Annotated in this window: 10 protein-coding genes, 1 tRNA gene and 1 rRNA gene; 7 read left to right on the top strand and 5 right to left on the bottom strand. The window is 43.1% G+C overall.

Going from position 1 to position 12,530, the window contains the following annotated elements; genetic code table 11:
• Positions 1–23 precede the first annotated feature (23 nt).
• On the bottom strand, positions 24–1,055 hold the full coding sequence (locus NWP21_RS01035) for an aspartate-semialdehyde dehydrogenase (protein ID WP_280791285.1): 1,032 nt from the start codon (positions 1,053–1,055) through the stop codon (positions 24–26).
• 769 nt (positions 1,056–1,824) lie between these two features.
• Between NWP21_RS01035 and tig the strand changes: the two genes are divergently transcribed.
• From tig to NWP21_RS01015, 4 genes are all read left to right on the top strand, one after another.
• Positions 1,825–3,246: a trigger factor gene (tig, locus tag NWP21_RS01030; RefSeq protein WP_271732300.1), complete on the top strand. Its 1,422-nt coding sequence runs from the start codon at positions 1,825–1,827 to the stop codon at positions 3,244–3,246.
• A gap of 265 nt (positions 3,247–3,511) precedes the next feature.
• Positions 3,512–4,210 (top strand): ATP-dependent Clp endopeptidase proteolytic subunit ClpP, encoded by a 699-nt coding sequence (gene clpP, locus NWP21_RS01025; protein WP_280791284.1) that lies wholly within the window; start codon positions 3,512–3,514, stop codon positions 4,208–4,210.
• 9 nt (positions 4,211–4,219) lie between these two features.
• Complete coding sequence (gene clpX / locus NWP21_RS01020; RefSeq protein WP_280791283.1) at positions 4,220–5,554, top strand: ATP-dependent protease ATP-binding subunit ClpX; 1,335 nt, start codon at positions 4,220–4,222, stop codon at positions 5,552–5,554.
• A gap of 76 nt (positions 5,555–5,630) precedes the next feature.
• On the top strand, positions 5,631–6,542 hold the full coding sequence (locus NWP21_RS01015; RefSeq protein WP_280791282.1) for an alpha/beta hydrolase: 912 nt from the start codon (positions 5,631–5,633) through the stop codon (positions 6,540–6,542).
• 73 nt (positions 6,543–6,615) lie between these two features.
• On the opposite strand, the gene NWP21_RS01010 is transcribed toward NWP21_RS01015, so the two are convergent.
• Positions 6,616–7,599, bottom strand: a complete 984-nt coding sequence (locus tag NWP21_RS01010) for a GntR family transcriptional regulator (RefSeq protein ID WP_280791281.1) — start codon at positions 7,597–7,599, stop codon at positions 6,616–6,618.
• A 207-nt stretch (positions 7,600–7,806) separates the two neighbouring features.
• Between NWP21_RS01010 and NWP21_RS01005 the strand changes: the two genes are divergently transcribed.
• A complete protein-coding gene (locus NWP21_RS01005) occupies positions 7,807–8,556 on the top strand; it encodes a dienelactone hydrolase family protein (RefSeq protein WP_271732307.1) in 750 nt (249 codons plus the stop codon).
• A 175-nt stretch (positions 8,557–8,731) separates the two neighbouring features.
• Complete coding sequence (locus NWP21_RS01000; protein ID WP_280791280.1) at positions 8,732–9,634, top strand: S1 RNA-binding domain-containing protein; 903 nt, start codon at positions 8,732–8,734, stop codon at positions 9,632–9,634.
• 90 nt (positions 9,635–9,724) lie between these two features.
• Here the strand turns inward: NWP21_RS01000 and NWP21_RS00995 are convergent.
• Both NWP21_RS00995 and NWP21_RS00990 read right to left on the bottom strand, forming a co-directional pair.
• Positions 9,725–9,809: transfer RNA gene (locus NWP21_RS00995), tRNA-Ser, on the bottom strand.
• Between the two features lie 507 nt (positions 9,810–10,316).
• Entirely contained in the window at positions 10,317–11,231 is a 915-nt protein-coding gene (locus NWP21_RS00990; protein ID WP_280791331.1) for a TIGR04168 family protein, read from the bottom strand.
• A 150-nt stretch (positions 11,232–11,381) separates the two neighbouring features.
• Here NWP21_RS00990 and nadA point away from each other — a divergent pair, with 150 nt between their 5' ends.
• Positions 11,382–12,356 (top strand): quinolinate synthase NadA, encoded by a 975-nt coding sequence (gene nadA / locus NWP21_RS00985; RefSeq protein ID WP_280791279.1) that lies wholly within the window; start codon positions 11,382–11,384, stop codon positions 12,354–12,356.
• A 51-nt stretch (positions 12,357–12,407) separates the two neighbouring features.
• On the opposite strand, the gene rrf is transcribed toward nadA, so the two are convergent.
• Positions 12,408–12,525 (bottom strand): 5S ribosomal RNA (rrf, locus tag NWP21_RS00980).
• Positions 12,526–12,530 lie beyond the last annotated feature (5 nt).

Genomic DNA, 12,530 nt, shown 5'->3' with positions numbered 1-12,530 from the left:
CATTGCTATTATTCAGTATAAACCTATCTTTTTGCAGATTTTAGTAGATTTTTTTCTACTAATAATTCGGCAATTTGGACTGCATTTAACGCCGCCCCTTTACGGATTTGGTCACCAGAAAGCCAAAGTTCCAATCCGCAAGGGTGAGAAATATCCTGACGAATTCTCCCCACTAGAACATCGTCCTGAGATGTGGCTTCCATGGGCATGGGAAAGTAATTCTTTTCCCAATCTTCGATTAATTTTACCCCAGGAGAGTGACTTAAAATTTCCCTGGCTGTATCTGGACTAAATGGATTTTCAAATTCTAAATTAATTGCTTCGGAATGGGCGCGTAGTACAGGAACCCGAATACAAGTAGCAGTAATTCTAATTTGTTGGTCGTTAAAAATCTTGCGGGTTTCGTTGACCATTTTCATTTCTTCCTCACAGTAACCCAAATTGTTTAAAGCTGAGTTATGTGGAAATAAGTTAAACGCCAATGGGTAAGGCAAAACTTCCGTCACCGGTTGCTGTCCTTGTAGTATAGCGCTAGCTTGGGTTTTGACTTCTGCCATGGCCTTGGCACCTGCACCGCTGGCTGATTGATAGGTTGAGACTACAATCCGTTTAATAGGGTTAATTTGATGCAGAGGCCAAATTGCCACTGTCATCAAAATTGTTGTGCAGTTGGGATTGGCGATAATACCTTTGTGGTTAGCTGCCGCTAGGGGATTCACCTCTGGTACGACCAAGGGAATTTCCGGGTTCATCCGAAAGGCGCTGGAATTATCTATTACTACCGCACCTTTTTCCACAGCCACTGCTGCCCAAGTTTTTGATGTAGAACCCCCAGCACTGGCTAGAACTAAGTCCAGATTTTCCAAGGTGCGATCGCTCACTAATTCTACCGGTAAATCCTCACCTTTAAACCGCAGCGATCGCCCTACACTGCGCTCTGATGCCAATAGCTTCAACTCCCCCACTGGAAAGTTCCGGCTTTCTAGTAATTCCAGCAACTCTGTGCCCACAGCACCAGTTGCTCCCAAAATAGCTACACTATATGATTTTGACAAATCGGCTTTCTCCTTTCCCAGATTCTCTGTATTGTTTTTTAAACAGATGATATTTTATACTTAAGTCTCTAAATAGTGATGGTCTATTTTGAATATTTTTTTTAATTCTATGGGATTTTTCGGCAAAAAGTGCATTGATTTTATAGGTGACATGAAGTTAAAGACATTTAATTTAACTACTATTGCTGCTCAATTCCTCCACTTATCCCGAAAATTATATAATAATATTATACAACAACCTCATGTCCAGTACAAGAAAAGGAGTGTCTACACTTGATCATGGTGTAATGCTGACAGTTTTTAACCGAACAACTATCGAGATTGTCAAGTGGGTTGCGAATCACGATGGGTGTACTATGATTCAGATTGACTGCAACCAGCACAGTTAAAAATGTAGCTTCCTGTTTAGGTAACAGTCACTTTCAGCCCCACAAGGTACACAGAACCAACAGTAGAACCATTCCTAGCATAAGATACAACTTGAGAAACAAGATATCACAGTATTTGAAAAAACAAGAACTGCTAAAGTTCTTGCATAACTGCGAGTTTCCATAGTTAAACTTATGGCAATAAATTGTCAAGTCCTTTGCCATGAGCAGTAAACTGGATATCTACTGAAAAGACTCATCCATATAATAATATGGGATTTTGAGTAACTTGTGGGTTCCCCCCATTCCCAGGGCAAGAGCAATCAAGCCACAGAAGCGGTAAATCGCATCAAGTGCCAACTGGGAGACAAAAAAATCAGAAATAAATACAGAGACGAAGCATGAAAGTTACCCAGGAAAAACTTCCCGCCAGCCAAATCGGCTTGGAAATCGAGATTACGCCAGAAATTACTAAGCAAACTTATGAACAGGTAATTAAAAACTTAGCCAGTAGTACAAGTATTCCTGGGTTTCGTAAAGGTAAAGTACCGCGGCCAATATTGCTACAACGGCTGGGTATAACTCGTATTAAAGCAGCAGCCCTCGAAGAAATACTTCAAGATGGCGTGGAAAAGGCACTCAAACAGGAAGAAATACCCGCAATTGGACAACCACAACTGCGGACTTCTTTTGAGGAATTGATTAGTAATTATGAACCAGGAAAACCCCTAACCTTTTTAGCGGCTGTAGATGTAGAACCAGAGGTTAATCTGCTACAGTATACCGGTTTAACAGCTAAAGCGGAGGAAATCAAATACCAATCCAGTCGAGTTGATGAAGTCATAGAAAAGGAAAGGGAACAGTTGGCGACGCTGATCCCTGTGGAAGGACGTGGATCTCAAATTGGTGATGTGGCTGTGGTTGATTTTAAAGGTGTGCTGGCCAAAGGTGAAGGCGAAGAGGAAACAACCGAACCGACAGCAATTCCGGGAGCCGAGGCCACAGATTTTCAACTGGAATTGCAAGAAGATAAATTTATCCCCGGCTTTGTATCAGGGATGGTGGGGATGAATCCGGGAGAAACCAGAGAAATTGCTGCTCAGTTCCCAGATCCTTACGCAAACGAAGATTTAGCCGGAAAAGCAGCAATTTTCACAGTTACACTTAAAGAACTGAAGGAAAAAGAACTACCAGAATTAAACGATGACTTCGCTCAGGAAGTTAGTGAATTTGAGAGCTTGGATGAACTGCGTGCTTCTTTAGAAGCACGATATCAAAAAGAGGCTGAGGAAAAAACTAAATCCAACCAGCAGCAAGCTTTGTTGGCAGAAATGTTGAAGTACGTGGAGGTTGACCTACCACAAACCTTGATTGATAAGGAAATAGACGCGATGCTAACACAAACTGCAATGCGGCTTTCTCAGCAAGGATTAGATGTGAGACAGCTGTTTACCCAAGAAATCATACCCCAATTACGGGAGCGATCGCGCGATGAAGCCATTCAACGTCTGAAACAGTCTTTGGGATTACTGGAAGTAGGTAAACGGGAATCTATCGAGGTCACGCCTGAAGAAGTGGAAACCAGAGTGGCTGAAGTGATGGAACAGTACGCAGACCAAGAAGTTGACGCCCAAAGAATGCGCTCAGTGGTGGAAAACGAACTGTTAACTGAAAAAATAGTCGATTGGCTTCTACAACACTCATCAGTGGAACTTGTTCCTGAAGGATCTCTGAGTTCAGCAGCAGAAATTTCCGGCGAGTTAGAGACACCTGTAGATCAGGGCGAGGAACAAAGCACCTCTGCTAGTACAGAATCAATATAATTGGTGTACAGACGCGAATTATCGTGTCTGTACAAGAAAGTGCTGAGTAACAATCTTTCCTACTCGGTACTTCCTTGTCGCAGAGTGATTAATCACCTCTGTGAGGGAAATATTGCCTGAAAATTAGCGTGGGTGGGGTGTTTACCCACAGCTATATATATGAGGCATAATGGTTAACAAATAGCTCAAATAAAACTGCATCAGTTCACAAGGCGGCAATAACTGCCAGCAAACCCCTCCTAACTTAATTCTCAATTATTCTTATATGCTTCTATCCCAGTCGGGAAATCATTCCATCCATAGTTTAAGCACAATCAAAATTAGCTCTCACTTGAGCCGACCCAGCAACATTGTACCGATGGTGGTAGAACAGTCTGGCATGGGAGAACGTGCTTTTGACATTTACTCCCGCTTGCTGCGAGAGCGGATTATATTCTTGGGTACTCCCATAGATGATGCTGTTGCTAATTCCATTGTTGCTCAATTGCTGTTCTTAGACGCGGAAGATTCGGAGAAAGATATTCAGTTGTATATCAATTCCCCCGGTGGTTCGGTCTACGCGGGGATGGCAATTTATGATACAATACAACAAATACGCCCGGATGTTGTTACTATATGTTTTGGATTAGCCGCAAGTATGGGGGCTTTCCTGTTGGCCGCCGGTTCTGCTGGTAAACGGATGTCTTTACCTGACTCTCGCATCATGATTCACCAACCACTGGGTGGGGCTCAAGGTCAAGCCATTGATATTGAGATTCAAGCGCGAGAAATTCTTTATGTGAAGGCTAAGTTGAATCAGTTACTCGGTCATCATACTGGTCAGCCTCTAGAAAGACTTGAGGCAGATACCGAACGCGACTTTTTTATGTCGGCAGAAGAAGCAAAAAACTACGGTTTGATTGATCAAGTCATCTCCAGACAAAATATTCCCACCGCCGGGGCAAACGTCACCATTCTGAAATAAGAGGCTGGTATGTCTAAGTACGACTCCCATTTAAAATGTTCTTTTTGTGGCAAGTCTCAAGAGCAGGTTCGTAAATTAATCGCAGGTCCGGGAGTCTACATCTGCGATGAATGCGTTGACTTGTGTAATGAAATCCTAGACGAAGAGCTACTGGACACGAATACGGCTGCGTCACAACCAGCACCAAGGTCAGAAACACCTCCAAAACGTCGTGCCCGCTCTTCTAATCTCTCATTTAACCAAATTCCCAAGCCTAGAGAAATTAAAAATTATCTAGACGAACACGTTATCGGTCAAGACGAGGCCAAAAAAGTTCTGTCTGTGGCAGTTTATAACCACTACAAACGGCTGGCAGTCATTCAATCGAAAGGTAAAAATGGCGCAGACGATGCTGTAGAACTGCAAAAGTCCAATATTTTGTTAATTGGTCCAACTGGTTGTGGCAAAACCCTTTTGGCTCAAACCTTAGCCACAATCTTGGATGTACCCTTTGCTGTGGCTGATGCCACGACACTCACAGAAGCAGGTTATGTTGGTGAGGATGTAGAAAATATTCTGCTGCGACTGTTACAAGTGGCAGATTTGGATGTGGAGGAAGCCCAGCGAGGAATTATCTACATTGACGAGATAGATAAAGTAGCTCGCAAGAGTGAAAATCCTTCCATTACCCGCGATGTTTCCGGTGAAGGCGTTCAGCAAGCTTTGCTGAAAATGTTAGAGGGAACAATCGCCAATGTGCCACCTCAAGGAGGTCGTAAGCATCCTTATCAAGATTGTATCCAGATTGATACGAGCAATATTCTCTTTGTGTGTGGTGGTGCCTTCGTGGGTTTAGAGAAGGTAGTAGATCAGAGAGTGGGTAAAAAGTCAATGGGTTTTGTCCAACCGGGGGACAGTCAGTCCAAAGAAAAGCGGGTTGCTGATACTCTGCGCCATCTCGAACCCGATGACTTAGTTAAGTTTGGTATGATTCCCGAATTTATCGGACGAGTACCAATGGTAGCTGTAGTAGATCCTTTGGATGAAGAAGCGCTGATGGCAATTCTCACCCAACCACGCAGTGCTTTGGTCAAACAGTACCAGAAGCTGCTCAACATGGATAACGTTCAATTAGATTTTAAACAGGATGCTTTGCGGGCGATCGCTCAAGAAGCCTACCGCAGGAAAACGGGCGCTAGAGCCTTGCGGGGTATTGTGGAAGAACTAATGCTTGATGTCATGTACGAATTACCATCCCGCGAGGATGTCACTCGGTGCATGATTACTAAGGAAATGGTAGAGAAGCGCTCAACAGCTGAATTAATAGTACATCCTTATTCCCTACCTAAGCCAGAATCAGCGTAGGTATCATTAGTCACTGGTCACTGGTCTTTGACTTTTGACTTTTGACTTTTGACTTTTGATTTTCGACTCTGGAAAAATGCCTTATATTTGTGTTCGTCGTGTTGAGCATTACTATGAGTGGGTGAAAAAACCATCGGGTTCTTCGGTAAAGCCAGTAATGGTTTTTATTCATGGTTGGGGGGGGTCAGCGAGGTACTGGAAAAGTACGGCTGATGCTTTAGCAGACCAATTTGATTGTTTACTCTACGATCTGCGGGGTTTTGGTCGTTCTCGCGGAAAACCTAATATAGTCGAATCCGGTGCATCTGTTCTAACCTCCCAGTCAAACCCAGACAAATCAGTAGCAATCAAAGAGTTAAGCTATGAATTAGAAGACTATGCTGAGGATTTAGCAACTTTACTAGATGAGTTGCAACTCCAACGCGTTTATATTAACTCTCATTCCATGGGTGCATCTATTGCAACATTGTTTATTAACCGCTATCCCCAACGAGTAGAACGAGCTATTTTAACCTGTAGTGGTGTTTTTCGGTACGATGAAAAAGCCTTTACGGCTTTTCATAAATTTGGTGGTTATGTAGTCAAATTTCGTCCTAAGTGGCTAAGTAAAATACCATTAGTTGACCGAATATTTATGGCTAGATTCTTGCATAGCCCAATTGCTAGTTCCGAACGTCAGGCTTTTTTGCAAGATTTTCTGCAAGCAGACTATGATGCAGCTTTAGGTACAATTTATACCTCAGTTAGTAAAGCGCAAGCGGATTTAATGCCCCAAGAGTTTGCCAAGGTGCAAGTACCAGTTTTGCTGGTGGCTGGTGAGTATGACCAAATTATTCCGGCGCAAATGGGTCGTCAGGCCGCATCAGGGAGTGAAAATATTAAGTTTACTATTATTCCTAATACATCCCATTTTCCTATGTTAGAAGATGCTTCAACTTACTTACAAATATTAGACGAGTTTTTACAGGTGAGTCAGGTATACCAATAGCTGGCGTGGCGTAGCCATAAAGTTAAACCACAGATAAACACAGATAAATTTCATATTGGGAAAGGCTATGTGGCTAAAGTCCCAGTTCACGTTTTAACAAATTAATCGATGTAGCCCCAATATAATTTTCCACTTTAATCAGTTTGGGTGGACGAATAATCTCTTCTAGTGATGCTTGTAGTGCGGCCTGTACTGTTGGGAAACTGGCTTGATCGCTGATAATTACTTCCGCCCGCTTGACAATGGCTCTGATTTGATAAGCATCTTTTGGCTGGGAAGTCATGATTAATAGTTCATCGCCTCGTAAACCATGAAGAATTGCTTGTGCAGCACGAACAATCCCGGAACTCAGACTCACTATACCTACACAATTCTCCTTCGGTAAGCTTTTGAGTAGTTCCAGTTCTTTGCTGTAGTCGTAGATATCCAGGGGAATCACACGTACGCCTTTTAGGGCGGCGATGGCCTCTACATCGCTGATAAAATAACGATTTGTGACCACTGTAGCCGAAGTAGTTTTATCTAACAAGGCCGTTAATTCTTCTATCGCTACCAACTGTACAGGTATCTTTAGAGATATTTTTAATTCATATACCATCAATTCCCCGACACCTATATCATGGGAGGGAACTGCAACCAATACTTGGGCGCTACAACTTAAGCGCCAATCAATTTCACCTAAAAATATCTCCCGCGCTTGATGCAGTGAATAGCCTTGAGATAACATCTCATCCAGTGCTTTTTGCACTAGTTTATACCCATCTTCAGTTTCTTTTCTGATGAATGGGTATTGCAGCTTGCTACCGTATTCATGACCTTGACTCCGCACATAAATTCCCGAACCAGCTATACTTTCTACAAAACCGTCCTCTTCCAACTGCCGGTAAACTTTGCTAATGGTATTACGGTGTAACCCAGTTTGCATTGCTAACGCTCTTGTGCTCGGCAATTTATATCCAGGTGGATATTGTCGGGAGGCGATGACAAACTGAATTTGATTAAATAGCTGACTGGAAGGGGGTATTTCACTGTCTGGCTGAATACGGAATTTAATCATGACCAAACCTATTAATATTAGTAAAGGCAACTAACCGAGTGTATCGATTAGTATTAAAGATGTTATGTACACATTTATTTTTTCGAGGGAAAATTTTTTCCCGCAATTTTTGCTAATTGATAATTTTCTTGGGAAATAGCTACATTTACTGGCATATTGATATCAAATCATTAAATACTTAATTACACAACACAGGTAGAAATTTTTATGGAAGAAAAAATTATACAGACAGCAAAGTTGAAGATTTCGCAAGATAATCTACAAATATCCGCTTATTTAGCACAGCCACAAGCACCTGGTTCTTATTCTGGTGTTGTGGTATTACAAGAGATTTTTGGGGTCAATGTTCACATTCGGGAAGTTACAGAACGAATTGCTCAACAAGGATATGTGGCGATCGCCCCGGCACTTTTTCAACGTCAAGCCCCTGATTTTGAAACAGGCTACACCGCAGAGGATATTGAAATTGGCAGAAAATATGCTTGGAAACAGACTCAAGCATCAGAGTTATTGCGTGATATTCAATCAGCCATTGACTATCTCAAGACCCTGCCCCACCTGAAACCCGATAGCTTTGGCTGTATTGGCTTTTGTTTTGGTGGTCATGTGGCTTATCTTGCTGCTACCCTACCAGATATTAAAGCTACTGCTTCCTTTTATGGTGCTGGTATTACTACTCGCACCCCTGGCGGTGGCGCTCCTACCATCACCCGTACCCCGGATATCCGAGGCACAATATATACTTTTTTTGGCTTGGAAGATGTCAGCATCCCCGCAGCAGAGGTCGATGAAATTGCCGCAGAATTAGAAAAATATAAAATTTCTCATCGAGTGTTTCGCTACGATGGATCTGAACACGGATTTTTCTGTAACCATCGCGCCAGCTATAATCCTAAAGCCGCAGGTGATGCTTGGGAGCAGGTGAAACAACTTTTTGGCAGTGTGTTAGGAGCCTAGAGACAAAAGCAGGGGAAAGTCCCTGGATTGGGGACTATTCAAGCTATTTTAGGTTGTTTTCCCTACCAAATAATCATGCCATAATTACCTAACACTCCTACTAGCTCGGAACTTGTTAGGGGTTTAGTACAACTCCAGTGGCATCACATCAAATAATAATTTATCTTTAATCGTCATGAACTCCGAATCGAAACTTTCTCAACTAGCCAATTCGTCTTTTACTATGGACGATTTTGCCAAAGCACTAGAAGTACACGACTACCAGTTTCAAAAGGGACAAGTTGTCAGCGGGAAAGTATTTCAACTTGACCCTAATGGAGCCTATGTAGATATTGGTGGCAAATCATCCGCTTTTCTCCCCCGTGATGAGGCTTCTTTGAGAGCAGTGACCGATTTATCGGAGGTGCTGCCATTGCATGAGGAACTAGAGTTTTTGATTATTCGAGATCAGGATGCAGAAGGTCAAGTCACCCTTTCCCGAAAACAGTTGGAAATTCGGCAAATCTGGGAACGACTCGCCGAAATGCACGAAGGCGGTCAAACGGTGCAAGTCAGGGTCACGGGTGTGAATAAAGGTGGTGTTACTGTTGACCTGCTTTCCTTGCGAGGGTTTATTCCGCGATCGCACTTAGCCGAACGTGATAATCTAGAAGCGCTAAAAGGCCAAAGTTTGACCGTGAGTTTTTTAGAAATTAATCCTGACACTAAAAAACTTATACTTTCCCAACGTTTGGCTACTCGTTCTAGCAACTTCAGCTTATTAGAACTAAATGAGCTAGTAGAAGGTAAAGTTACTGGTATTAAACCTTTTGGAGTATTTGTAGATTTAGATGGTCTGAGTGGTTTGCTACATATTAAGCAAGTCAGCCAAAAATTCATTGACTCTCTAGAAAAGGTCTTTCAAATTGGTCAAACAATTAAGGCTGTAATTATTGACTTAGATGAAGGTAAAGGTCGTGTGGCTCTTTCTACAAGAATTTTAGAAAATTTCCCTGGTGAAATCTTGGAGAATTTTGATGAAGTAATGGCTTCAGCCGAAGCGCGTGCTAATCGAGCTAGTAAGAAATCTGCGGAATAGGGGCATAGTTTCACGGCAATTATTTGCGCTTTTGCGTCTTGGCTTAAGCTTACCCGGTTTATAAAACCGGGTAATTAATATATTTGCAAACGGAGAGGGGGAGATTCGAACTCCCGGAGGTTTTAGCCTCATCCGATTTCAAGTCGGACGCAATCGACCACTCTGCCACCTCTCCAATAAAACTGTCGAACTTATAATAAACATAGGACAATATAGAATTATAGCGCCTTTGCTAAATATTAACAAGCCCACATATCATAGTATATCTGATCATCTACACAGATGGCACTACTAAAGAAAAATATCTTTGGCATCCTGGTCGATCGCCTATCAAAACATAGTGGGAGCGTGAGAACCCCTACGGTAAAGCGTAGGGATGAAACGCGACTCAACAGGATTTATCCTGTGGTATCCTTAACAAAAAGGTTTTAAGAGGTATTAACAAAGCATTTTTGTGCGGTTAAAATAAAAAAAGGATCCACAAATATGGTGAAAAACAGGTTCATATGCAGCCATTAAGTAGCCACACAGCTAAGTATCACATTAGACCAAGGTGAGTAGGGGAGCTTTGACACTCCCAAGACGAGTTGATTTATTTAAGTGATTAAGCAAATCATATTGTAAACGTTGCGTAGCACGGCTTGGGCCTGCGTAGCAACATGAGTTTAAAATCCCCTGTGTTTTAACCAGGGGAGATGTCAAAGAGAATTTCCTCTACAGTCACCTGGAAATCATAGCCTACCCAGACTAAGGAGACTTGGGAGACCTCACCGGCTTCTAGGGAGACAATGGAAAAATTGCGCAGCCTTTGCCCCTGATTTTCCAAAATCCTGGGTACATTTGCTGCGTTTAGGTAAATGATTCCCTCTGGACTTTTAAATACAGCTTTGCGCTGGACTGTTTTTGTATGTCTGAGGGTGCGGTGCATATGACCAAACGTCACCAGAGGAATTTTTTTACCGGACGTGAGAGCCTGAGAAATCGCCGCGCCCAGGTCTGGGTCGCCAAAGTCACCACCGATGGGATGCCAGTCCTTACCGCAGGGGTCTTCGGGTCGATCGCCTAAACCACTAGGTCCATTGTGTCCCAGAAAAATAATCGTGTCATGAGCGGCGCTGTTTGCGGCTTTAACAATCAGGTCAGTGGATTCCTCCATACTCGTCACACCATACCGTTGTTGCAGGATGTCCGCAAATTTCCACTCTGGTCCACCCCAGGTAAAAGGACGACCTCCCACCACAGTTAAATTCCAGGTGGGAAAATCCAGCAGACTGTAACCTACGTGGGCAGGTCCTAATAAATCGAGTTGTTCTTGTACCCAATCTGACTTAGAACGGTCATATGGACATTTCCGCCGTCCCCATTCCGTGGCAGTATACCAGGCATCGTGGTTTCCCATCACTGCTGCTTTGGGAATATCCAGGGAGGCTATCGCTTTGACCACATCCACCGATTCATTGCCAAAATCGCCCACAAACAGCACCAAGTCAACACCTAAGTACTTGAGTGCAATGCCATCTTCTACTTCCCATTGGTCGTGAACATCTCCAACTACAGCAATTTTTAGGGTTATTGATTTGGTTTTCTGACTGGTCATGCCACTTTCCTTGCCGTCTATATCCAGCATATGAAACTCCGCCGGATTTGCACAGAACAGAGGGGATATCGACCCCATACTATTTTTGGTAAAAACTACTATAATTGAATCCACAGAACAAAAACGTGGAACTTAAGGCAACTCCTAACTGTGTTTACCACCGCACTACCTCAAAAAAACAAAACCCAAACGGGTGAACTACCACTAGATTTATTTACTGCCATTGAGAGTCTAAAAAAGGAACTCAATGCAGTGATCCTGGCTCATTACTATCAAGAACCGGATATTCAGGATATCGCCGACTTTATTGGGGATTCCTTGCAATTAGCCAAAGCTGCAGCCCAGACAAATGCAGATGTGATTGTCTTTGCTGGTGTTCACTTTATGGCGGAGACAGCAAAGATACTTAACCCTGATAAGTTAGTGCTTTTACCAGATTTAAATGCCGGTTGTTCTTTAGCAGATAGTTGTCCACCAGAAGCTTTTGCAGCTTTTAAAGCAGCACATCCAGATCATCTAGTGGTTTCATACATCAACTGCTCTGCCGACATTAAGTCCATGAGTGACATTATCTGCACCAGTTCCAACGCTGTCAAGATTGTGCAACAAATACCACCAACACAGCCGATTATTTTTGCTCCGGATCGGAATTTGGGACGGTATGTGATGGAACAAACCGGACGAGATTTGTTGCTATGGGACGGGAGCTGTATTGTTCATGAAACATTTTCTGAGAAGAAGATTGTGGAGTTGAAAATTACACACCCACAAGCTGAGGCGATCGCTCACCCAGAATGTGAAACTAGCGTATTGCGCCACGCAAGTTTCATCGGCTCAACAGCCGCCTTACTCACATATTGTCAAAACAGCCCTACAAAAGAATTTATAGTGGCTACAGAGCCGGGTATTATTCACCAAATGCAGAAACTTTCCCCGGAAAAGCACTTTATTCCTGCCCCGCCATTGAACAACTGTGCTTGTAACGAATGTCCATTTATGCGGTTAAATACTTTGGAAAAATTATATTTAGCGATGAAAAATCGTACTCCCGAAATCACCATGTCAGAGGATATCCGCCAGGCTGCGCTGCGACCAATACAACGGATGCTGGAGATGAGCAGTTAATCTGTATAAACAAAACACCCCCCCAAGGGGTGTTTTGTCGTATAATATTAAACCTGGCATCGAGCTATTTTTGCGGAGGGCTACCCCTCAACTATCGTGGCCGCTGCAGCGTTTCACCTCTGAGTTCGGGAAGGGATCAGTGTGGTTCCACCGCGCCATAGACACCAGGAAAGA

Origin of the sequence: Anabaenopsis sp. FSS-46, from assembly GCF_029891665.1 — a bacterium.
GTDB classification, from domain to species: Bacteria; Cyanobacteriota; Cyanobacteriia; order Cyanobacteriales; family Nostocaceae; genus Anabaenopsis; species Anabaenopsis arnoldii.
The sequence above is the reverse complement of the archived record's forward strand: the minus strand, read 5'-3'. Positions and strand labels throughout refer to the sequence as shown.

Coding starts and splice junctions, on each gene's coding strand:
- NWP21_RS01000 (WP_280791280.1), top strand. CDS start 8,732: ATGAACTCCGAATCGAAACTTTCTCAACTAGCCAATTCGTCTTTTACT.
- NWP21_RS01010 (WP_280791281.1), bottom strand. CDS start 7,599: ATGATTAAATTCCGTATTCAGCCAGACAGTGAAATACCCCCTTCCAGT.
- NWP21_RS00990 (WP_280791331.1), bottom strand. CDS start 11,231: ATGACCAGTCAGAAAACCAAATCAATAACCCTAAAAATTGCTGTAGTT.
- tig (WP_271732300.1), top strand. CDS start 1,825: ATGAAAGTTACCCAGGAAAAACTTCCCGCCAGCCAAATCGGCTTGGAA.
- NWP21_RS01015 (WP_280791282.1), top strand. CDS start 5,631: ATGCCTTATATTTGTGTTCGTCGTGTTGAGCATTACTATGAGTGGGTG.
- clpP (WP_280791284.1), top strand. CDS start 3,512: ATGCTTCTATCCCAGTCGGGAAATCATTCCATCCATAGTTTAAGCACA.
- NWP21_RS01005 (WP_271732307.1), top strand. CDS start 7,807: ATGGAAGAAAAAATTATACAGACAGCAAAGTTGAAGATTTCGCAAGAT.
- clpX (WP_280791283.1), top strand. CDS start 4,220: ATGTCTAAGTACGACTCCCATTTAAAATGTTCTTTTTGTGGCAAGTCT.